Raw genomic sequence first — 22,418 nt, 5'->3', positions numbered from 1 at the left:
ACCAAAACCTCAGACCTCAAATGGCGGCCGCCCTTTCTCGAGACGTCTTGGGGCTTGACCTGAGGGCTGTGGCCGAGAGCCATTTCATGGGAGAGATTCTGTCACCCCCGTGTTATCTTCTGGCGAGCACGGGGCGGTACTGCTTCCTGCTGACCGACAGAAGGAATGGATTTGATTGATGGGAATTGATACTAATATAGGTGTCAGGAGTCTTTTCACCCCCGGATCACGGATCAGTACAACTTCAACGTCACGCACGCCAGCAAGGCGTTCTCCTAGACACCATACGGGCAGCTGAAGCGTGGCTATGGAGACACCGTCTGACGATCGCCAGGAAAGTTCGAGCGAATCTTCCGCCAAGGCATCGCGTCAAACGGGCCGACGGATCTGGCTCAACCTGCATATGTTCATCGGGCTCTTCGTCGGCGCGATCTTCGTGATCATGGGGCTGACCGGAAGCAGTCTGGTTTTCCGCCGGAGCATTGATGCCTGGCTCAATGCTCACTTGTTGAATGTCCGCGTAGCCGGCGCGCCAATACCCCTTGAGACCGTTCTCTCTAACGTGAGATCGGGCTTACCCACGGGGGCGCATCTCCATCATCTAGAATTGCCTCTCAACGAGAAGGAGGTGATTCGTGCCGTGTATTGGCCCGCTGGCTCCGGCACGGCCATTGAAATGTTGGTTGACCCGACAACCGGGGCCATACTCGGTCAGCGTGAACGCGACAATCACCTGACCGTCCTCGTGTACCATTTCCATCGCGAGCTGTTCGCCGGAAAGACCGGGGAAACGGTGATCGGAACCTTCGGAATCGTGCTGCTGATTTCCCTCACGTCGGGGATCTACTTGTGGTGGCCCCGTCGTGGCGGGATGAAAACGTCTTTGACGCCTCGCCCGAGAGCAAGCGTCCTTCAGCGGGCCTACGCTCGGCACAAGATTACCGGAGCCCTCGGCTGCATCCCGGTGTTCCTGATTGCCTGCTCCGGAATCTTTATGGAATTCGAACGGGTCGGCAAGGCTCTGATCAATCGCGTATCGCCGCTGCTTCAGGATCCGGAAGTCGCCTCGAATACGAGCGCAGGTCAGGCGTCGATTTCGGCGGATGAGGCGATGAGGATTGCGCGAAGTCACTTCCCATCCTCGTCCGCGACGTACATCGAGGTGCCGGGTAGTCCGATCGGCGCCTATGTCGTCGGCCTGCGCCAGGCCGGAGAGGTGTTGAAAACCGGCGGTGCCAGCGCGCTCTGGATCGATCAGTACAGCGGCAAGGTCCTTGCCGTTCGTGATTGGGAAAACTTTTCGGCAGGCCAGACCTTTGTCACCTGGATGCTTCCTTTGCATGACGGCGAAGCGTTCGGGTTGCCCGGGCGAATCTTGGTGTTCACGGCCGGATTCGTCCCGCTCACCCTGTATGTGACCGCCCTGCGGATGTGGCAATTGAAACGGCGTGCCCGTCGCCGTCAGCAGGGTATCTCGCTATGATCCACGACAGAGCGGGTTTTCAGGCGGGTATCTAGGTGCCACCCAGAGACAGTGGATCTTGGTCGGCGTTCGTGAAATCGTCCGAGGCCGGTGTTCCTCTGGACGGTGTGATGACGCTTGCGGTGGTGAAGTTCACGGTCGATGAGTACGGACCAGGATTCCCTGCCGTATCCTGGGCATTGACGCGAAGGCGATAGGTCGTGTCGGCGGTCAAATTCGGCAGGGTGGTGCTGAGTTGCGATCCGGTTGAAGTCGTCCAGAGCCCAAAGTCGGTACAGCTACTCTCGGTACATATCTCGTAGCGGTAGGACAAAACATCGATATTATCGATCGCACCGGCATGAGTCACGGTCACCGAGGTGCTCGTGACACCGGACACCTGTACCCCGATGACTCGAGATGGAGGGGTCGCATCAGCAGGCGGCGGAGCGCCGCTCCACGGCACCGGTGCATTCACCACGTAGGGATCGAGCATGTAGTCGGTCGGCGTGTTCATACTGGTGATGTTGTATGGCGTCGTCCAATTGACGATCCCGACAATGTCCGGCATGCTCGCCTTGAGCCCCGGCACAATCCATTTCGCATCCCGATGCTGGTAAGTGATCGGCGCGTCCAGGCGAAAGAAGCCGTACTCGCCGATGATCATCGGCTTGTGCTTCGGCTGCACGGTCGTGTAGCCGGCAATCGTCGGCAAATTCGTGGTGAGGCTCTGGTAGCTGTCCAGGCCTGTCAGATCGACAAAGGCATCGCCAGGATAGCCATACAGATAATTGCCGACCTCATCAGCGGGGCAAAACAAGTAGATCAGGTTATGGACACCTTTGGTCCGCATCCTGGCCTGGAACTGCTTCCACAGCTGGACGAATCGCGCCTGATCCGGCACGGAGTACCAGTTCCAATTCCCGTTCGCCTCCGGGAATAGCCGCGCAATGAAGACGACCCCCTGCGCTTGGTACTGCAGCACGTTGGCTGCAAAATCGTCCATCAGCTGCATGTATCGGGGATCGACCATGAGCGCGTCGAGCTCGCCGTTGGTGAGCGGGGCATGCCCGTACCACCCCGCTTTTTCGGGCTCATTTCCCAGGAAGATCGAGAGCTTGATGAGCCCGCCCGCGTTCCAGTGATCCAGGATCGTTTGCCGCGCCTGTGGGTCGCTGTAACTGGTGCTGATCGGCGCGTAGATGGCGGGACGCTTCCCGGTGGCGGCGATGGTGTCGTTCAGGAGGGACCACATATACGGGCCGCTCCCGACGACCATATCGCGCCAAATCGTCTGACCGGTGAGGACGTGGCCGGTGGTGTTGTCCATGAGCGAATAGAAATAGTCGAGCAGGGCCTTCGTGTCTGCAGTGGCCTCGGGATCAGCGGTGACAGCCGACAAGCCCACATTGGGACTCAGCAGCGTCACCACAAGTGTCGCCAAACGTAGGCAATTCATTCGAGATCCTCCATGAGCATCTGATTGGGTAAAGACGGTGTTCTCTCCGTCATGGACGCAATCCAGCACCCAAGTGTTGCTGCGTACAGTGCTGGAGATCAGGGCCCGCTGCCGCTCGTGAAGACTCTTCCATCCCCACAACTACAACCCATGGGGGCAACTCTGTCAAACCAAAATGGAATTTCCTCTTTCACAAGCCAGGCGTTCACCGGGCTCTTGAAAGACCAGCGGCTTCAGATCAGCATGGAACGGATGGCGCCGGCGCGATCCGGTTTTGATGGAACGCTTGAGGCGAAGTCTGAAATATGAAACGGGCACTCTCCACGCCTGCGAGAGGGTCTGAGACGCACACTGGGGTGGCGCGTGACAGGACCTTCGACTACTAGGCTATCCCATCAAGGATTGGACGGACGCACACAGGGGAGAACGCCGCGTGGGCTTCACATCGTCCGGCGCCGGTTGTGAATGGGCAAAGGCTGTCCAAACAAACGGAGCCATCTCGAGCCGTAGGTCGCATTCAGCTCTTTGCCGGCTTGAATGTGAGCTGATCCGTCGTGTAATCGTACGTCATCGTACCGAAAGACCCCACCATATTATTGGCTCCCGCTTGTCCTGCTCCAGATATTTGGCTGTTCACGACAACTGTAACCATCTCCCGCTGAGAATCTCGGCCGCTTTCAGCCAATACCCTCAATGCGGCTTTGGCAATCTTGTATGTGTCGTTCTTGACTTGATCCGGATTCGCAGGCGCATTCGCATACATGAGCGTCATGCGGATCTGACGTTTTTCAACCTCATCGAATACGATTTCGTTCCATCCCGCCGGCAAAGGACCAATGGTCGAGGTCACGCGGTCTTTGATCGCCTGTTGGTCCGAACCGGTAACCGGGGTGGGAGCATTGACTCCTGCGACCGGAGTCGTTTGTGTCGCGCCGGTCGGTGCGCCGTTTCCTCCACTGCCTTCTCCACTGCAGGACAGTGTTAACGCTGAGAATGTGAGGAGCGCGATCATCCGCCACATTGAAGTCCCTCCTTATCGAATTCCAAACCAACGGGTTTCACAAGGCGGGGTATTGTAGGCAGGCAAACACCTGAGGCGCAAGATAGGGCCTTCGTTCCGAGACAGACCTCATCTTCTGTGCGGTGATTCTCGCGCCATCGTTGTCTGTCGTTCCCAGTCTTCGAGGAGTGATCAGCCCTCTTAAGGCGGGGCCGATGAGTTCGAGTCCCGGCGGCCCACCACATCCCATTGTTCGCGGGCGATTCACGAAGAATTTCCCGATGCGAATACTTAACCCGTTTGAGGGGATTGTGGTTGCGCGGTTATTTGAACAAAATGCGCAACCTTTGAAGAGATCATTTCATTTCCGTTGTAGGGGGTCTTTTGGGTTATTTGGGTGTGTTCCCGCTTCGGTATGCGAGAAGGCAGGGGAACTCGGGTGTGCGCTGGACCGGGATCTTTGCAGCGCTGTTCTGCCTCCTGAGTTCTGCGATTGTGGAGCTACAAGCCGCCAGCCTCCCCCCCGGATTCTCTGAGTCGGTAGTCTTCTCCGGGTTAACTGAGCCGACCACTGTTCGCTTTTCGCCGGACGGAAAGGTTTTCGTTGCCGAAAAGAGCGGCCTCATCAAGGTATTCCCCAATCTGTCAACCACCACTCCGACCGTGTTTCACGACCTGCGGACCAATGTACATAACTATTGGGACCGCGGGCTGATGGGTCTGGAACTACACCCGGATTTCCCCACGGTTCCTTATGTCTATGTCTCCTATACCTATGACAAGGACCCCAATAATGCACAAGTGCCGCGGTGGGGCACAGTCGGAGGGACGTCGGATGCTTGTCCTACCCCTCCGGGGCCGACCACGGACGGATGCGTCGTGAGCGGCCGGGTCTCGCTGCTCCAATCATCCGGCGGCAATGTATCAACCGGAACAGAAATTGTCTTGGTCGAGGGGTGGGGCCAACAGTTTCCGAGCCACTCCATGGACACCGTCATGTTCGGTCCGGACGGCGCGCTGTACGCATCTGCCGGAGATGGGGCCAGTTTTAACTTCGCCGATTATGGACAAGCAGGGAATCCCTTGAATCCGCTCGGAGATCCACCGGTAGGAATCGGCGGAGTTCAGACGCCTCCGAAAGCGGAAGGCGGCGCGACCAGATCCCAGAGTCTTCGTCGCGTCAACGGACCGGTGGTCCTCGATGGCACGATCATCAGGATTGACCCCTATACTGGAGCGCCTCTCTCGGATAATCCTCTGTTCGCCAATACAGACCCCAACGCCCGCAGGATTGTGGGTTACGGATTCCGCAACCCATTTCGCTTCACATTCAGACCGGGGACCAATGAGTTGTGGGTCGGTGACGTAGGGTGGGGGACCTGGGAGGAGATCAACCGGATTTCGGATCCTCTGAGTCCAACCGTGAGAAACTTCGGCTGGCCCTGCTACGAAGGGGCCGGTGTACAGTCGGCCTATCAATCGATTGGTCTGACTATCTGCCAAAATCTTTACTCTCAGCCGAGTGGACATACTCCTCCACATTTTGCCTATCAGGCAAACCAGCCTGTCGTATCGGGAGAAACATGTTCCAACGGCAGTTCATCAATTTCAGGCCTGGCGTTCATGCAGGGAGGAACGTATCCAGCCCCGTATCAGGGCGCGCTGTTCTTCGCCGACCATTCCCGGAGATGCATTTGGAGCATGCGACCAGGAGCGAACGGATTGCCGGATCCTGCGACCAGAGCCACGTTTGTAGACCCCGCCTCCAATCCGGTCGACATACAAATTGGGCCGGGAGGAGATTTGTTCTACGTGGACTTCGAGGGAGGAGCTATCCGACGCATCCGGTACACGAGCGGCAATCAGGCTCCGACTGTCGTTATTCAGGCGACTCCCTTGGCAGGGCCGGTTCCGCTTAACGTCACGTTCAATGGGAGCGGGTCGACCGATCCTGATGCAGGCGACACCCTGAAGTACTCATGGGACTTGAATGGCGACGGAATCTTTGACGATGCCACGACGGCTCAGACCTCTTTCACCTACACACAAGCAAAACTATACAAGGTGCAGCTCAAGGTCACCGACAATCATGGGGCGTCGAGCGTCGATAGCATCTCGATCCAGGCGGGGAGCCCGACATCATTCATTGATGCTCCGACTGCGGGTACTCAATGGCAGGTCGGCCAGTCCATTAGCTTCTCCGGTCATGCCACCGCACCGGGACAGGGCGCGCTCCCGCCCTCGGCATTTCTGTGGGAGGTGATCCTGCATCATTGTCCATCCGACTGTCATACCCATCCGATACAAAGTTTCCCCGGCGTGACGTCGGGATCGTTTTCGGCGCCCGACCATGAATATCTCTCTTATTTGGAGATCAAGCTGACCGTCAAGAGTGCCACCGGCCTGACGGACACGAAGAGCGTCCAGCTGAATCCGCAAACCGTCACGCTGAACTTTGAATCCATTCCACCGGGTCTGCAGCTGGCTGTCGGAAGCAGCACCTCCGTCACTCCTTTCACGCGAACGGTCATTCTGGGGTCCATGAACTCGGTCAGTGCCGGCACACCACAGATCCAGGGATCAACGACGTATCACTTCAATTCCTGGTCCGATGGGGGCAACCAATCGCATCTCGTGCTAGCCGCGGGTACTGGAACCTACACGGCCAACTACAGCCTCACTGCCGACACGTCCCAACCGTCGACGCCGACCAGTCTCACCGCCAGCACACCCAGCGGGACACAGGTGAACCTGAGTTGGCCTACTTCGACCGATAATATTGGCGTCACGGGCTATCAGGTGGAACGCTGCCAAGGGGCGGGCTGCAGCAGCTTTGCGCTGGTTGCCTCTCCGACCACGACCAGCTACGCCGACACCGGTCTGAGCAGCGGCGCCACCTACAACTACCGGGTTCGGGCCAGGGATGCCGTGGGCAATTTTAGTCCCTATTCGCCCATCACGACGGCTCAGACCGCCGGCATCGGTCGCACGACGTTGTTTACGGATACCTTCAATCGGGCAGACAGTGCGGACCTGGGCGCGGCCTATACCGATTCCTATAGCGGATTCACGAGCGGGCGGATTCTCTCAGGACGCGTCGTCATGTCGGCCGTGGGGGCGGCGGCCGCCACGGTGGAGCAGTATACCGGCGTCACGACCCCGAACGATCAGTGGAGCGAAGTGACGATCGGCGCGTTGACGAGTGGGGTGGGCGCCCAAGCGGGGGTGCATCTCCGGTTGAGCAATCCGAGTACCTATAGCGGCTATCGCTGTTTTGCAGCCATCAACCAAACGAATCGATCCGGCATTCGGCGGTTCAGTGGGGGCGTCTCGACGTCGCTGGGGAGTGACACCACGACGGTCTGGGGGGCGGGGGATAAACTTCGCTGTGAAGTGCAAGGCAGCACGATCAAACTCTACCGGGTGGTGGGGGCCGCCGAGACGCTCTTGCTGAGCGCGACCGATGCGACTTATGCGAGCGGCACCACCGGCATCTATGTGGCGGTGGGGGCGGGCGGCGCTGTGACCGATGCGCAACTCAGCGGCTTTGCGATGGGCGGCTTCGGCCTCCCCGTCGACACGACCCCGCCGACGGCGCCGGGCAGTCCAACGGGCAGTGCGGCCAGCGGCACGCAGATCAATGTGAGTTGGCCCGCGGCGAGCGATCTGGTCGGCGTGACCAACTATCGGGTGGAACGCTGCCAGGGGGCGGGCTGCAGCAGCTTTGCGCTGATTGCCTCTCCGACCACGACCAGCTACGCCGACACCGGCCTGACGCCCGGGACCAGTTATAGTTATCGGGTGCGGGCGGAAGATGCCGCGCATAATCTCAGTCCCTATTCTTCCCCGATCCTCACCGTGGCCACCCCCGCCACGCCGCCGCCTGGTCGCACGACGTTGTTTACGGATACCTTCAATCGGGCAGACAGTGCGGACCTGGGCGCGGCCTATACCGATTCCTATAGCGGATTCACGAGCGGGCGGATTCTCTCAGGACGCGTCGTCATGTCGGCCGTGGGGGCGGCGGCCGCCACGGTGGAGCAGTATACCGGCGTCACGACCCCGAACGATCAGTGGAGCGAAGTGACGATCGGCGCGTTGACGAGTGGGGTGGGCGCCCAAGCGGGGGTGCATCTCCGGTTGAGCAATCCGAGTACCTATAGCGGCTATCGCTGTTTTGCAGCCATCAACCAAACGAATCGATCCGGCATTCGGCGGTTCAGTGGGGGCGTCTCGACGTCGCTGGGGAGTGACACCACGACGGTCTGGGGGGCGGGGGATAAACTTCGCTGTGAAGTGCAAGGCAGCACGATCAAACTCTACCGGGTGGTGGGGGCCGCCGAGACGCTCTTGCTGAGCGCGACCGATGCGACTTATGCGAGCGGCACCACCGGCATCTATGTGGCGGTGGGGGCGGGCGGCGCTGTGACCGATGCGCAACTCAGCGGCTTTGCGATGGGCGGCTTCGGCCTCCCCGTCGACACGACCCCGCCGACGGCGCCGGGCAGTCCAACGGGCAGTGCGGCCAGCGGCACGCAGATCAATGTGAGTTGGCCCGCGGCGAGCGATCTGGTCGGCGTGACCAACTATCGGGTGGAACGCTGCCAGGGGGCGGGCTGCAGCAGCTTTGCGCTGATTGCCTCTCCGACCACGACCAGCTACGCCGACACCGGCCTGACGCCCGGGACCAGTTATAGTTATCGGGTGCGGGCGGAAGATGCCGCGCATAATCTCAGTCCCTATTCTTCCCCGATCCTCACCGTGGCCACCCCCGCCACGCCGCCGCCTCCCACCGGTCGGACGACCCTGGCCACGGACAACTTTAACCGGGCTGATGCGGCCAGCCTGGGCAGTCTGTGGAGTGGGGGCTATTCCGGCAAGGACGACGTGGGCATTACTGCCAATCAGGCCCGCGTCACCAGCCTCAACCCGTCCGATCCGAAATCGGTTGAAAGCTACAACGCGGTGACGCCGGGCGTCGATCAATGGTGTCAGATTACACTGGGGACCTTTACCGGTTCAGAGGACCGGGAGGTCGGCTGCGCTCTCCGGATGGCGGCCCCGCCGACGATCAACTGGTACTGGTGCTATGCGCGGAAAACCGCCACCAATCTTGCGGCCCGCAATAGCGCGATTGTCAGCCACCATCCCAATGGCGACGGGGACGCGAACCTGGCCAGTGATTTTGACACCGTCTGGGGCAGTGGGGATCGGCTGCGGTGCGAAGCCCAAGGGACGACCTTGCGCCTTTATCGGATCCCCGCCGGGTCCACGACGGACACTCTGGTGCTCACGACGACCGATACGGAGTTTACCAGCGGCCGCGCGGGCCTCTTGTTCTGGATGAACACTGGCGGCACCCCCACCAACGCGACGGTGGACGACTGGGCGATGGGCGGCTTCGGAACGGCCCCGCCTGCTGCGGCCGTGACCTTCGATGCCGTGAGCAATTCCGCCACGGGCAACAGGACCAATGCTGTCACCTGGTCCCATACCATCGGGAGCGGCGCGAATCGAGTGCTTGCCGTCTGCACGCAAGCCCGGGATACGGCAGCGGGCAATGTCGCCGTCACCAGCGTCACCGTCAATGGGGGCATCGCGCTGACGAAAGCCCGTTCGGATGTGCGCACCGATGTCGGCGTCGCGTTAGGGACCGAACTCTGGTATCTGGTGAACCCGGCGGTGGGGCCGAATACGATCACGGTGACGTGGGCCGGCGCGCTCGCCAGCTACGGAGTCGGGTCCGCCACGAGTTATGCCGGTGTGCATCAAGTCACCCCGGTGGATGCGACCGCCGGCAGCGGTGGCAGCGGCACCACGCTCTCGGCGCAGATCACTACGGGAACCCCCCATGCGTTGATTACGGATTGTGCCATTGGGCAGGCGAACGGCATGACGGTAGGCCTCGGGCAAACCACCCGGGTCAACCGCCTCACCACGGGCACCACTGATGCGGTCGGGGTTTCAACCGTGAACGATAAAGCGGTAGCTGGATCGGAGACGATGGACTGGACCCAAGTGGATGCCCAAAATTGGGTGAGCAGTGCCGTCGCCCTCCGGCCGGCTCCCTGACCGGCTGATCGTCGGTTCGAGCTGCGGACGGTTCACCACACCTTCAACGAAGTCCAAAGCCAAAATCCGGAAGGCCGACCCGGTCGCGAACCTCGCCGCCCTCCCACAGCAGGAATCTGAGCTTGAATTCATGGGCAGGATTCTAGCCAGATCCCTGGAAATCAGCCGCCGGTCAGGATCTCGGCAGTTATTTCGCGACGTGCGCGGACTCTAGCTCAGAGGCATCAGGCCCTCGGTAAGGCCATAGGCCACGGCATAGCAGAGGAAGATGCCGGAGCCGCCGGCGAGGCCGGCGAGTATAGAAGTAGTCCAGGTGCCTTGTGCAACAGGCTTGGCCAGGACGGCGAGCAGAATCACGATGCCGAATTCGCCGAGGATGATGTAGTAGGGGGTGTGGGAGAGCATGCGGCAGTTGCTGTATTGCCACCAGTGAATGAGCCGGGCCATTTCTTCGTAATAGGGAATGTTGATCGCGCCGAGTACACCGACCGCGGCCAATCCCCGACGACCGAATCGCTTCCACAGCCAGAAACCGACGGAGCCGAACTGCACGGCGACGACTTCCCAGGCGAAGGGCATCCAGAACGGGGAGCGCCAAAGCATCGGCCCACCGCCGATGGAATAGTCCAAGGTCTTGGTGTAATCCACCAGCCAGGCGTCTGCCATCAGCTCCGAAAATCCGACTCCCAGGCCGAAGAGCATGAAACGGGCAAGCCCAACATCGCGATGTCGTGCGATGAAGCTAACCAGTAGCACGTTATCCACAAGATTGAGGGCGAGGCCGGTTTCCCAGTCGGACCAGGGCGCGAGGGTCAACGCGGCAACCGCAGTGATATTGATGACAATCGTCGCGATGACTATCTGGAGTCGCCTGTGTGTCTGACTGTCGTCAGAGCATTGCGTCATTACCTGGTTATACGAGCCGAGCCACGATCTGGATGTGTAAAGGTTCGGCGCAGAAACTATCATTGACCGTGATGTCGATTTCCCGAACCCCGTTCGACTACAGTGCAGGGGCTGTTCGTCGACCTCGTCACTCCTCACCCCTGGAAAGGCGCACTCGTTGTAGCAACGAATCCGATTCGACTCCCTTTTCACCACAGGCGAGAGCCACTCCTTTGGCGGCGAGTACCTCGACCTCGTGCCGCACGAGCGTATCCGATATACGGACAACCTCGATGACCCGAGCCTGCCGGGAGAAAGGCAGGCGACGGTCACGTTGAAGAAAGTCTCCTAATAGAGGCGATCCTCGCGGTCACACGCAAGCATGCCGGCTGATTCCTGTCGGTGCCGGTAAGTCAGCCGCTTGACTCTCAGGTGCAGGGCGGCTAGCCTCGCCACAATTAGATCGTCGCGGTTGGAGGAACGGGGATCGTGTTCAGCCTCACTGAATCGGAGAAGCGTATGAACTCTGGTACAAGTACCGAGCGAACGAGGCGATCCCTTGTCATCGCACAAGCAATGGCGGCCCTGTTGACGCTCGTGCTGCTCGGTGATGCCGTCTCTGCCACCCCGTCGGAGCCGGCGCCTGCTGCAGTGCCGCTGTTCGATAATCTCGGCACACATCACTACGCGATCACCACGAGCGTGCCGCAGGCGCAGCGCTATTTCGATCAAGGACTGAGGCTTTACTATGCGTTTAACCATGCGGAGGCGGTTCGCGCGTTTGAAGAGGCGTCTCGATTGGACCCCGACTGTGCCATGTGCCATTGGGGAGTCGCGCTCGCACAGGGCCCCAATATCAACGCTCCTATGGAGCGCGAGGCAGCGCTGGCCGCGTACGACGCGAGCCAGAAGGCAATCGCGCGCGAGACATCAGCCAGCGCGAAGGAGCGTGCTCTGATCCGTGCGCTGGCCGCACGTTACGCCGCTGATCCGCCGAAGGATCGAGCGATGCTGGATGCGGCCTACGCCCAAGCGCTGCGCGACGTCGCTCAGCGGTATGCAGAGGACGACGAGGTTGCCACACTGTACGCCGAGGCGTTGATGGACCTCAGTCCGTGGAATTACTGGACCGCCGAAGGGCAACCGCGGACCGAGACGCCGGAGATTCTCAAACAGCTCGACCGGGCGCTTGCCGCAGACCCGAATCATCCTGGCGCGAACCATCTCTACATCCATGCGGTCGAAGCCGCGCAACCGGAGCGTGCCGTAGCGGCCGCCGAGCGCCTCGCCGTCGTGATGCCCGGAGCCGGACATATCGTGCACATGCCTGGGCATATCTACATTCGCGTGGGTCGGTATTTGGATGCCATCACGGCCAACGAGCACGCGGTGCATGCTGATGAGGTGTACATCGGAGATCATCGTCCACAGCACGGGATTTACACGCTCGGGTACTACCCGCACAACTATGACTTTCTGGCCTTCGCAGCCAGCATGATCGGCCGCAGCCGCCAGACCATGACGGCCACCGAGAAGATGAGAGCGATTGCGCCCCCGGACTTGCTGCGCGCACCGGGGATGACCTTCTTGCAGCATCATGACACGCGACATCTTCAAATGCTGGTGCGATTCGCGCGCTGGCAGGACATTCTTGAGGCGCCGGCTCCAGGGGAAGATCTGGCATATGCCAGGGCGATGTGGCAGTACGCGCGTGGCCGGGCCTTGACTGCCACAGGCAAGATCAAGGAAGCAGAGGAGGCGCTGCACCAGGTGCGCGCGACGGCAGAGAATCCCGACGTTGCCTCGCTTCGACTCGAGTTCAATACATCAGGCGCGATCCTTCGCATTGCCACCGAGGTGCTGGCCGGACATGTCGCAGAGGCGAAGGGAGCCGCCGGCGCGGCGATCACGCACCTCCGCGAGGGAGCGCGATTCGAGGACGCCCTCACGTATGGCGAACCGCCCGAATGGTCAGTGCCCGTCAGGCAGGAACTCGGGATGATGTTGCTGCGGGCCGATCGGGCCACCGAGGCGGAGCAGGCATTCCGGCAGGATCTGAAGCGCTTTCCTGACAACGGCTGGTCGTTGGCTGGTCTGGAACTGGCGCTGCGCCGGCAAGGACGGATGGATGAGGCTGACCGTGTCAAGGCGAAGTTCAGCACCGTCTGGTCAACTGCAGACATCGACGCGCCGATTCAGCAAGGCGGAGGCACGGGAGAGCCATCGCTCCTACCCCGCAAGTAAGTTCGCCGTTCCCATTGATGCCCCCAAGATTCCTGAACCAGGGATCTCGGGCTGCGACCGAGCGGGTCCCCGTCAGCTGGTGGGCGGTAGATATCAAAGATAGTGCAGAGCAACCGGACCTCGTGTTGCGTATCGTCAAGCATCTCGATCTCTCTTGAACGCGCCCTCTTCGGCATTGCCGACGGCAAGTCCTCCTAACTGATTGATTCACTTCAGCAGTGACCCGATGTCGATTTCGCGCGTCGCGCACGACTATCTGACAAGCGCAGCGGTTCACGTACACCTCGGAGGTGCGAAGCTATGAAATATCTACTCTTCTGTTGCCACGAAGAGAAGTTGCTGGATTCCATGTCCAAAAGCCAGTGCGACGCAATTATGGAAGAGACCGTGGCTTACTGCGAAGCGTTGAAGCAGAGCGGCCATCTCAGTGGGGTGGAGGCACTCGAATCAATTCAAACGGCAATGACAGTGCGAGTTCGAAACGGGATGTTGTCCGTGACCGATGGTCCCTTTGCTGAAACGAAGGAGCAGGTCGGCGGGTTTTTTCTCATCAACGCCAGAGATCTGAACGAGGCCGTCCAGGTGGCCTCGAAGTTTCCGTCAGTGCGGTTCGGGAGCATGGAGGTGCGGCCGGTCAGGGAGTTTCCAGGGAGCAGCGGCCTCGTGGATGCAACGTGAAGAGAAGGGAGACCGATTATGACGATGGGCGCAATCGGACATCAGGGCAAACCTGAACATCCCAGGGCCGTCTCTCGTGAAGAGTGGCTCGCTGCGCGGTTCGAGCTGCTCAAGGAGGAGAAGGATCTCACGCGGCGCACCGACGAGGTGGCGCAGCGGCGGCAGGCATTACCGTGGGTTCGGATCGACAAAGAGTACCATTTTGAGACCGACGAGGGGAGCGCCGCGCTGCCGGACCTCCTCTGCGGGCGCGCGCAACTCCTCGTCTACCACTCAGCGGGGGCCGGACCCTGCTCAGGAATCCCCGCGGCTGCCACGTAGAGGGAGATCTCGCCGATGCCGTCGATGCCGAGCTCCTTTTCAATCTCCGTGTCGAGCTTGGCGGAAGAGGTGAAGGGCGCGAGACCGAGGTGGGTGCACACGAGATGAAACGTCTGGCCGAGGTGTCCGGCATCGAGCAACAGGACGCGGTAGGCATGGTCGTGCTTGTACTTCCACATGCTGCGCTCCACGATGGCGGTCATGAAGAAGACCACCGGCGCATTGCGAAACCATGGTTGCCCGGCCATGAGCCGCACAAGACGGCCCTGTGAGAGTGGGGCTTGTAAGTACTCAAGGGCATGTCGCTTGACGGAGTAATGGTACAAGCCGGCGGGAACACCTTCCACGTTACGAATGAGCGGGTAGACCTCGATCGAGTGCCTGGCCCCGCCAGAAGGCGACGTCTTGAGGAGATAGGAGCCCACCGGGCTTTGAATCTCATGCGTGCGTCCCCACGTCCAGAATAACAGGGTGGCGAGTTGTTTCCGTGTCAATGGCCGGCGCGAAAACCGTCGGCGTGTCCGCCGCCGGCGGAGCACATCCCAAAATTCTCCCGCGTCACCGTCGCATGCATCAAGGCGCGTCAACCGGCGGCGTGGAAACTCCTTGTATGCCGGCGGAGGCGGCACACGTCCGGCGTATCGTGCGAGGCTTCGTCTTTGGACGGCGAGATCCGGCTCATAGGGAACTCGTTGCGTCACGAAGTGGAAAAACCGGCAACTGGGCCCCCATTCCCACGACTGCTCAAGCTGAGCGTCCCGCCGTTCGGTATCAGAGCCTTCAATCATCAGCAGTCCTTGCCGAAGCAGCCTCCGTAGAATGGTGTGTCCCTTTGGGAGAGCAGCGAACGCGCGCTCACAGACACGGAGGGAAATACCGTCCTTGAGAGTCGTCAAGACCTGGAGGACCGGCAAGGATACCGTGGTTTGAGTCCGCGCAAGATAGTTCTCAAGTACAAACTCGTCATTTCGCCAGTACCCGACAAGGCAACTCGCCCGCCGGATCCTTGGAGCGCGTGGTCCTGAGCCCTGCCGCCGACCCGCTAGGCGCAGCAAGTATCGCTCCAGTAAGCGCAGCTTGCGACCGGGAGACGCGCCTTCCCACGAGTGCCGCATCTGAAATCGATTTGGAACGGAACCTTTGGATTGAATCGGCCACCTTTCGGCTTGAAGTTTCTCATCAGCTCGGCAAATTGCTCTTCGGTGAGATTGATGGAGATTTTTTGCTTTGCAGCCATCTTCTTGACCAACTTCGACGCCAGTTCGCCGGGGAGTTGTTTTCCTCCAGGTACGGATTTGGAAGCCCGTTTCGTGGGTTTGGATGCCTTCCGTTTCTTTTGTGCCATGGTCCCCCTCCAGGTTGTGAGATGTGTCGAGCGACGTCAGTGCCGCTATCGCGACATAAGCTCAATTATGTAGTCAGTGAATCTTGTGACGATGACCACCGCGCGTTAGTTACACCTGACAGGGGATGGAGTCAAGGCGGATGGGGTCTGCGTTGGATCGTACTGACCTTGATCATGGCGCTATCGCTTGGCCTGGACAAATTGATTTGGCGCCGGATGCGATGTACCAGGGTATCAAAGCCAAAGGCGTGTTGGTGCTCACCTAGAGGCTTACCGGCTTCGAGACAAGCCGTGAGGATAAGTGAGCGAGCGATTTCGCTCCGAAGCGAATTGATGTATCAACAAGACCTCACCTCATGTTTGCCTCTTTCCCGTTCGTGCTGATCTGGAAGTCCTGGTTGTTCTCTGAAGTTATGCGGATGACGCTGTCTCACGCTTCTCTCTTGTGCGCAGTCAGCGCCGGCGAGAATGCGCCTAAGAGTCCCGGCAGCACGCCCAGGAAGGCGAGCGTGATGGCTCGATACTGTTCCTGCGTCAACACCAAAAATACCATGATGAGCAGCAGCCCTGCTCCGATCGGTCTCGACACCTGGAACCACGGACTGGTCCTTGTTTGGGCGGCGTCTTCATCAAGATGCTCTTTCAAGCCCATGATGATGACGAAACGACGAAAACTCTTATTCATCGGACGCAGATTTAGATCCCCTACGATCAAGCCCCTTTTTAACAACGGCCCGATATCCGGATTTCTGGTGTGCAGAAAGCCGTCCCGCGCCAGATTAAACAATGACCGTCGCTGAGACTCGGTGCACTTCTCCCAAATCTGCATGTACTGCTCTTGTGCCGCCTCCAGGATCTCTCGAATGAGGCGCTCCTTCACGACCTCAAAATCCTCCTCGATGTCTCGTTTCAAAATTGTCTCATGAGACTTCGTCAGTTCGTTCGACCACGGAATCCCAGTCAAGCGCAGCCCGTTGCGCAAGCCGGAGATTTCCCTGGCGAACAGATCCCACAGGCCCGACGACCATCCGTCAGGTGGTTTAGGATGCTCAACCATTTCGGCAGTCCCTTTCCTTTCATCTCCTGCTGTCGAATCCATTGAAGGATGAGGCAAATCCATGGGAAGAACGCGCTGCGCAGCAAACATCGGCAAAACATACCAGGCCCCATAGATCAAGGCGATCACTGCCAGAAGTGCAAACGCTTCTCCGACCAATCCGAACCAAAGCGATCCTCCAAGCACACAAATGACTGCGGCGAATGCATAAGTATTCCTAGCTCGGAGCGCTGCCAATGGAATCAAGCAGCCAAAGACCAACAGCGAATAGAGCCATGGCGGGATGGGCGAAGTGATTGAGTACAAGTTGATCGGGGGAACAGTTCCCTGATACTGGTCCTTAAACCCCAGGGTTCCCCATTTCGGTTCGTGCCACTGTTCAGGCGTTTCCAGGAACATTTCGGTCTCGTCTCTACTGTAGCCGATTCGAGGTCTATCAATGACTTGGTGCAACCATCGAATCAGCCGTTCATCCCCTCGCTGGACCACATTTGTAGGAGCTTCCTGACAGTTCTGACTCGCCTCTAGGCAAGGTTGGAACGGGAAATCGATAGATACAGTATTCGAGTCTGAAAACTCTCGGATGAACTCGGTTCGAACCTCGCCAGTGTGGTCTGTGTTATGGAATACCGTAGAGGGATAAGATTCACGAACCTTCTGAGCCTGAAGCCTGCGCTCACTATCAAGATCGAACAGAGCGAATTTGGCCAGTAGCCGCCACTCTACATCCACCGCGACTCGAAAGATCACGAGTGCCGGTATCACTACAAAAGCCAGCAATCCCGCCGTCACCAACAGCCCATAGGACCGGCCATATCTCCGCCGGGCCGACACATCTGTCTTGTCATGGCCGGTGGGACGAGGATCCGTCTGAATGATGAACCACACTGCTACCGCCGCGACAAACGGTGGTAGGAGTCCCCACAACAACATGTCGGGATAGGAATGAGGGCGCACGTACCAGATGCCCACTGCGATCAACGAAGCAACGAGCAATACAAGGACGAGCTGATGGCGGTGCTCCGACTGCGGCCACACCCTTAGAGAAGCCGTCACATTCACCCGTGAATAAATCCACCACCCCAGGATTCCGATGCTCAATGAAATGATTGCATAGATAAAGAACAATGCGCCGCTTGAATAGAGGGCGCGAAGATTCAAGCCCCGCAGCATGTCTCTGTCCCAGTAGGTGACCAGCGACCAGTGAACATCCGGAGATTCATGGATCTCTTTCGGGAGGAAAAGCGGCGCGATATGGAAATGCCGATCCTTCCCCCAATAGCGCCCGTCTAATTGAGTGGTCGCGCGGGCGAACACGGCCTGTCGGAGCCCAGCCTCTCTATCAGTCTCTTCGAATAAGTTCTCGCGCAGATTCCGTCGTGAATCCGAGTGGAACAGGACCTCGCCGTCCTGATTGATCACGGCGAACCCCATTCCGGGAGGCACGCCGACGCCTGTAACCGAGGGCAACCTGACTTCCAGTGCCGCCACGATCGGTCGAGCGAGATTGTCCCTCTCAGAGGAGGCCGTGCTTTTCAGCGAAAGCACGGCGTAGTTGTTGCCGGTCGTCCAAGAATAAATGGACTGAATCCAGAACTTTCTCCCATCATGTCCGCCTGTGAATGTTTCATCTTCCCAGATGCGGCGCACATACTGTCGCTCTTTAAGATTCACGTGTTTCCATGGGTCCGGCTCCCGTGATCGGAGGACTTTAAGCTCTCCCGTCGAGCCAACCCAAAATATGGTGTTCACATCAGGAAAGACGACGTGCGCATCACCATTCGTGCGTTGGTGCTCCGAGCACGTATCGGACGCCGTCGAGAAAAAGGAAAACCCTTTCTCGTCGCCGCCCGCATTCACTGCTATACACAAGCGCTGTGCCAAATGAGGTTCATCTGTTTCCTTCGGTTCAATTGCCGGATTCCTCAGTCTGCGCCAGCAATCCAACTTCGAATCGCACGATTCATCAAACGCAGCGAGTTGTTGCAGGGCATGCTCCACATTCAGCTGAACCCGCTTCCTAATGTCCTCTGAGACCGTTTTCAACCGCACATTCAAGTGTTGCTCCAAGTTGTGATATGTCGCGAAAGCGGCGAGACCGAATGTCAGCAGGGCGGTTCCTAGGAGGGAGGACACGATCAAAATTGTGACGGAGATAGGAGTCAGTCGTTCAGTAGGCGACGTTGCTACCAGCTTGACGTACGGCAGCACAAAGAAGAGGGTGAGCAAGAGCCCGGCCACGAGCAGAAGATGGTTGAGTGGTATGGCGCGAGCCTCGGCGTGAAACTGTCCGGCGGGAACGATGCCCACGAGAATCAACGGTTGAGTCGCTCCCTTCTGAGCCGGCAGAACCGCAGCCTGAGCATAGATCGTATAGGGCACGTCGCCGATCCGTGTATCGTTGAACAGCGGAAGGGTTGAAACGACATCGTTCGTTCCTTTGTCGCTGGATTTCTCCGCGCCGCCATCCCTTCTGCTCGGATCGTTGAGCCGATGCAGGAGGGACGACACATTGTCGAATTCAAACCCTGAAGGATCCCGCCTGGACGGTTGATGGTACAGAACCCTGCCCATGCGATCCGCCAAGAGCACATCCGAAAAAATCTCCTCGGTCACCAATGGCCGCATCACGGTACCGATGTCGACGGAAGCCTCGATTTTCCATTTCGTCTTCATGCGATCTTGGTGAACATACCTCAATTTGATGTATGAGGCCCCATTGTCTCTGACCAACTTTGCGGTGAGCCCCTCATCCTCGTAGGCCGCCTTGGTAACCATCACATCTGCTTTAAAGCCCTGAAGCTCTCGCAGGGCCTTCTCATAGGCCTTGTGACGATCATTCTCTGGGCAGCGTCTGTCCTCCCCTCGATAGCATGGATTGCCTTCGACGATGGACCCGAGCACTTTTTCATAGTTTGCCACCCTGTCCGCCAGCGATTGGCCGGTGACCGTCAAAGCCCGAAAATTGCGTTCTTGCAAGTGCAGGGTCTGTGTTTCAACATATCCCCAATACCAAATGCCACAGAATCCCAAGACAAGAAGGACAACCGCAAACACCAGAATTGTCACGCTGTTTGTTCTTGATGGGAGGCGAAGATGTAATTTATAGGGGCGGTCCATCATCTACTCTGAATCATGAATGAGTCTGATCTGCTCATCCTGCATGTGGCCCGTCGAGAGCGGTCCACAAGCTCGTACTAGGCACAAGCGACAGTACTACTGTGAGCCAGCTGCGTAGGAGCATTGAGGCTTCTACGTGAATGAGACTACGTACATGCCCCTCATATCAGCAAACATTGGACCATAATGGTGTATTGTTATTTCCGCTAAACAGGCGGGTTGACGGTGTGGTACTGAATCTATTCTGGTCGAAACCGGATCATATTTGATTCAGTCTTCACGTGCGGACAGAGGAGGAAGATTCACCCACAGGGGCGACCTTTCGAGATGCCTCTGGGTGTCTCAGAATGAAAGACTGCGCCTACAACCACCGCTGAGTAGTGCGTCCCAAGATCATCCCCGAAGCCGTATTCCCCACCGTCCACTGCGCGTGGCATCAAAGTTGATGAGTGCTTCTCATGGTTCTAGGGGAGAACAGGTAGCGTATGTTTGTTCATTCGCCTGTTGTAATAAGAGATCGCTGCTGCAACGGGAAGGAGGATGTATGCCGGTCGTCAACTTTGCAAGAGCCAGGAATGCCCGTGATTTTCGAACCTTTGATGTACGGACCGACGATACTGATGCGCGCGACTATATCTTCCAACCGAGCCTCACATTGCTTCCCCCGGAAAAGCGTCCCCTGCGAGGAATCCCCGTGCTGGATCAAGGAGAAGAAGGGGCCTGCGTCGGCTTCGCGCTGGCCACGGTGATCAATGTCAGCATGCGCCAACGATTGCAGCATGGCGACAAATTCGTCCCGGTGAGCGCACGGATGCTCTATGAAATCGCCAAACGCTACGATGAGTGGAAAGGAGAGCACTATGATGGAACCAGTCTTCGCGGCGCCATGAAAGGATGGCACCATCACGGTGTGGCCTCTGAAGGAACTTGGACCTCAAAAGGGAGACGTAGCCAAAGGAACGGCCTGTGGGTTGTCGATCGTGCCTTCACGATCGAACGGGAGGAAGAAGCTAAGAAGCGTCCGATCGGGGCCTATTATCGCGTGGTCGACAGCGATGTGAGCCACCTGCAAGCCGCGATCCTGGAAGCCGATGCCGTTCTGGCATCGGCTTGGGTCCACGATGGGTGGGATGCGCGGACTCTGTCAAAGCCGAAGGGCAGAGGGTATCCAGCCATTCCGTTCAACCGACGTGCGCGAGGCTTGCACGCCTTTGCGATCGTGGGATACACGGCCGATGGATTCATCATCCAGAATTCATGGGGAAGCAAATGGGGGAAGAGCGGCTTGGCGCTCCTGCACTATGACGACTGGATGGAGCATCGGCAGGATGCATGGGTCGCCAGGCCCGGCCCGAAGACACTCGACCACAACAAAAAGCCGACCATCTTCGTCGTCGCGTTCAGCGGCATGCCTGTGACTCGAGGCAACGATGCGAGTGTCAGGAGTTCAAGCAATGGATTGGACCTGAAGAACCCTGAGGTGCTGTCGTACATGATCAATTCGGATGACAGGGGAGCGCTGTCGGACAGCGGCGCGCTGACGACAAGTCCGTTGCAACTGCCGGCCATGGCCGCCAAGGTTCTCTCCTCACCGGTATTACCTGACGGATATCATCATGTGATGCTCTATGCCCATGGCGGTTTGAATTCAGAAACGCATGCCGCGAGTGTGGCGGATCGATTGTGGGCCCTGGCGCAAGGCAAGGGCTTGTGTCCGTTCTTCTTTGTGTGGGAGAGCAGTTGGGATGAATCCCTGTTGGGTTATTTCAAGAGTGAGGACGATCAACAGGGACCGGCTGGATTCAGCTTGAGCGATGCCTGGGACAAGTTCAAAGACAAACTTGGGGAGGCGGTTGAAGGCGGGCAAAGATGGATCGGAGAAAAATTAGCACCCACCGTCCGCACGGCCTTCTGGAATGAAATGAAGGGGCGGTGCCAGGGGGCGTCGCGTCCGAGAGGCGGTGTGACACTGTTCTTAAATGAGTTAAGTGCGGCGATACGAACGACTCCGAACGAAAAGTACAAGATTCACTTGGTCAGCCATAGTGCGGGATCGATCTTTCATGGATTCTTGTACGAGCAAGCGCTCAGGCCCGCGCTGCAAAGTCTCCCCAATGCAGAGTTGACGTCGATTCACTTTCTTGCCCCGGCGATCACGGTGGATCGAGCCACGCAAGTGTTCAATTCAGGCGTAACAGCCGTTCCCCAATCGCGAGTGTTTGTCCATACGCTGTCCCCTCAAGCGGAACAGTCTGACAGCATCACGATCTACCCAAGTTCCCTCCTGACCTACGTGGCGGACTGCTTAGAAAGCGAGCGGGCGCGCGTCCCCGTGCTCGGCATCAGAAAGGATTTTGTCGCTGCTCCCGTGACGTTTGCGAGACACGTGCCCGCGACGGAATCGCATCGTCACGGCGAATTTGACGAAAGTGGCCATGAGATCGATCACGTCATTGAAGCCATCGGAACGCCGTTGTATTGACCGTATGATATGCTGCGGCACGCTGAACACGGAAGTTGAGCCGGCAACGGCCAATGCCTCTGCTGCTGTGAGGCAGCGTGTGGGAAGAACAGTCGTCGGATGCTTCGATGCCGGAATGAAACCATTCGTGCGGTGGACGACGAAACTCTTCATTGCTTTGAAAGTCATCTCAGCTTATACATGCGGCCCATGAACAATGAAGAGATGGATGAGTGGACGTCACAAAATGCGTTTCATGGGCTGCAGTCTATGGTTTCATTCCGTTGTCCTGCGAGGGCAAGCATAGTTGAAGC

At 58.5% G+C, this 22,418-nt stretch carries 14 protein-coding genes; 8 read left to right on the top strand and 6 right to left on the bottom strand.

The window, feature by feature from the left end:
* Positions 1–307: 307 nt before the first annotated feature.
* Entirely contained in the window at positions 308–1,483 is a 1,176-nt protein-coding gene (locus tag P0111_18325; GenBank protein MDF0645989.1) for a PepSY-associated TM helix domain-containing protein, read from the top strand.
* 31 nt (positions 1,484–1,514) lie between these two features.
* Here the strand turns inward: P0111_18325 and P0111_18320 are convergent, their stop codons facing one another.
* On the bottom strand, positions 1,515–2,921 hold the full coding sequence (locus P0111_18320; protein ID MDF0645988.1) for a glycosyl hydrolase: 1,407 nt from the start codon (positions 2,919–2,921) through the stop codon (positions 1,515–1,517).
* Positions 2,922–2,945: 24 nt separating this feature from the next.
* Here P0111_18320 and P0111_18315 point away from each other — a divergent pair, with 24 nt between their 5' ends.
* Positions 2,946–3,230: a hypothetical protein gene (locus P0111_18315; protein MDF0645987.1), complete on the top strand. Its 285-nt coding sequence runs from the start codon at positions 2,946–2,948 to the stop codon at positions 3,228–3,230.
* A 208-nt stretch (positions 3,231–3,438) separates the two neighbouring features.
* Here P0111_18315 and P0111_18310 read toward each other — a convergent pair whose 3' ends face one another.
* Positions 3,439–3,942 (bottom strand): hypothetical protein, encoded by a 504-nt coding sequence (locus tag P0111_18310; GenBank protein MDF0645986.1) that lies wholly within the window; start codon positions 3,940–3,942, stop codon positions 3,439–3,441.
* A 420-nt stretch (positions 3,943–4,362) separates the two neighbouring features.
* On the opposite strand from P0111_18310, the gene P0111_18305 reads away from it, so the two are divergent.
* Positions 4,363–9,993, top strand: coding sequence for a fibronectin type III domain-containing protein (locus tag P0111_18305; GenBank protein MDF0645985.1), 5,631 nt, complete (start codon positions 4,363–4,365; stop codon positions 9,991–9,993).
* 210 nt (positions 9,994–10,203) lie between these two features.
* Here P0111_18305 and P0111_18300 read toward each other — a convergent pair whose 3' ends face one another.
* The gene (locus P0111_18300; GenBank protein MDF0645984.1) at positions 10,204–10,899 is read right to left on the bottom strand and encodes a hypothetical protein; all 696 of its coding nucleotides are present in this window, start codon (positions 10,897–10,899) and stop codon (positions 10,204–10,206) included.
* 169 nt (positions 10,900–11,068) lie between these two features.
* On the opposite strand from P0111_18300, the gene P0111_18295 reads away from it, so the two are divergent.
* The 4 genes from P0111_18295 (at position 11,069) to P0111_18280 (ending at position 14,121) form a co-directional block, all read left to right on the top strand.
* Positions 11,069–11,230, top strand: a complete 162-nt coding sequence (locus P0111_18295) for an SRPBCC domain-containing protein (GenBank protein ID MDF0645983.1) — start codon at positions 11,069–11,071, stop codon at positions 11,228–11,230.
* A gap of 167 nt (positions 11,231–11,397) precedes the next feature.
* Positions 11,398–13,122 (top strand): hypothetical protein, encoded by a 1,725-nt coding sequence (locus tag P0111_18290; protein ID MDF0645982.1) that lies wholly within the window; start codon positions 11,398–11,400, stop codon positions 13,120–13,122.
* A gap of 300 nt (positions 13,123–13,422) precedes the next feature.
* Positions 13,423–13,800, top strand: a complete 378-nt coding sequence (locus P0111_18285) for a YciI family protein (protein MDF0645981.1) — start codon at positions 13,423–13,425, stop codon at positions 13,798–13,800.
* Between the two features lie 18 nt (positions 13,801–13,818).
* A complete protein-coding gene (locus P0111_18280; GenBank protein ID MDF0645980.1) occupies positions 13,819–14,121 on the top strand; it encodes a DUF899 family protein in 303 nt (100 codons plus the stop codon).
* Here P0111_18280 and P0111_18275 read toward each other — a convergent pair.
* The 3 genes from P0111_18275 to P0111_18265 all read right to left on the bottom strand — a co-directional run bounded on the left by P0111_18275 (position 14,067) and on the right by P0111_18265 (position 19,592).
* Complete coding sequence (locus P0111_18275; GenBank protein MDF0645979.1) at positions 14,067–14,909, bottom strand: SagB family peptide dehydrogenase; 843 nt, start codon at positions 14,907–14,909, stop codon at positions 14,067–14,069. The two genes, P0111_18280 and P0111_18275, sit on opposite strands and share 55 nt — an antisense overlap.
* A gap of 254 nt (positions 14,910–15,163) precedes the next feature.
* Positions 15,164–15,466: a hypothetical protein gene (locus P0111_18270; protein ID MDF0645978.1), complete on the bottom strand. Its 303-nt coding sequence runs from the start codon at positions 15,464–15,466 to the stop codon at positions 15,164–15,166.
* A gap of 430 nt (positions 15,467–15,896) precedes the next feature.
* Positions 15,897–19,592 carry a hypothetical protein gene (locus tag P0111_18265; GenBank protein MDF0645977.1) on the bottom strand — a complete coding sequence of 1,232 codons (3,696 nt, stop codon included), beginning with the start codon at positions 19,590–19,592 and terminating at the stop codon, positions 15,897–15,899.
* 595 nt (positions 19,593–20,187) lie between these two features.
* On the opposite strand from P0111_18265, the gene P0111_18260 reads away from it, so the two are divergent.
* Positions 20,188–22,125, top strand: a complete 1,938-nt coding sequence (locus P0111_18260; protein MDF0645976.1) for a C1 family peptidase — start codon at positions 20,188–20,190, stop codon at positions 22,123–22,125.
* Positions 22,126–22,418 lie beyond the last annotated feature (293 nt).

This window comes from Nitrospira sp. (genome assembly GCA_029194535.1).
Lineage (GTDB): Bacteria > Nitrospirota > Nitrospiria > Nitrospirales > Nitrospiraceae > Nitrospira_C.
The sequence above is the reverse complement of the archived record's forward strand: the minus strand, read 5'-3'. Positions and strand labels throughout refer to the sequence as shown.

Excerpts from the sequence above, each read along its gene's own strand:
- P0111_18300 (MDF0645984.1), bottom strand. The coding sequence starts at position 10,899 with ATGACGCAATGCTCTGACGACAGTCAGACACACAGGCGACTCCAGATA.
- P0111_18320 (MDF0645988.1), bottom strand. The coding sequence starts at position 2,921 with ATGAATTGCCTACGTTTGGCGACACTTGTGGTGACGCTGCTGAGTCCC.
- P0111_18290 (MDF0645982.1), top strand. The coding sequence starts at position 11,398 with ATGAACTCTGGTACAAGTACCGAGCGAACGAGGCGATCCCTTGTCATC.
- P0111_18275 (MDF0645979.1), bottom strand. The coding sequence starts at position 14,909 with ATGATTGAAGGCTCTGATACCGAACGGCGGGACGCTCAGCTTGAGCAG.
- P0111_18270 (MDF0645978.1), bottom strand. The coding sequence starts at position 15,466 with ATGGCACAAAAGAAACGGAAGGCATCCAAACCCACGAAACGGGCTTCC.
- P0111_18310 (MDF0645986.1), bottom strand. The coding sequence starts at position 3,942 with ATGTGGCGGATGATCGCGCTCCTCACATTCTCAGCGTTAACACTGTCC.
- P0111_18280 (MDF0645980.1), top strand. The coding sequence starts at position 13,819 with ATGACGATGGGCGCAATCGGACATCAGGGCAAACCTGAACATCCCAGG.
- P0111_18285 (MDF0645981.1), top strand. The coding sequence starts at position 13,423 with ATGAAATATCTACTCTTCTGTTGCCACGAAGAGAAGTTGCTGGATTCC.
- P0111_18325 (MDF0645989.1), top strand. The coding sequence starts at position 308 with ATGGAGACACCGTCTGACGATCGCCAGGAAAGTTCGAGCGAATCTTCC.
- P0111_18260 (MDF0645976.1), top strand. The coding sequence starts at position 20,188 with ATGCCGGTCGTCAACTTTGCAAGAGCCAGGAATGCCCGTGATTTTCGA.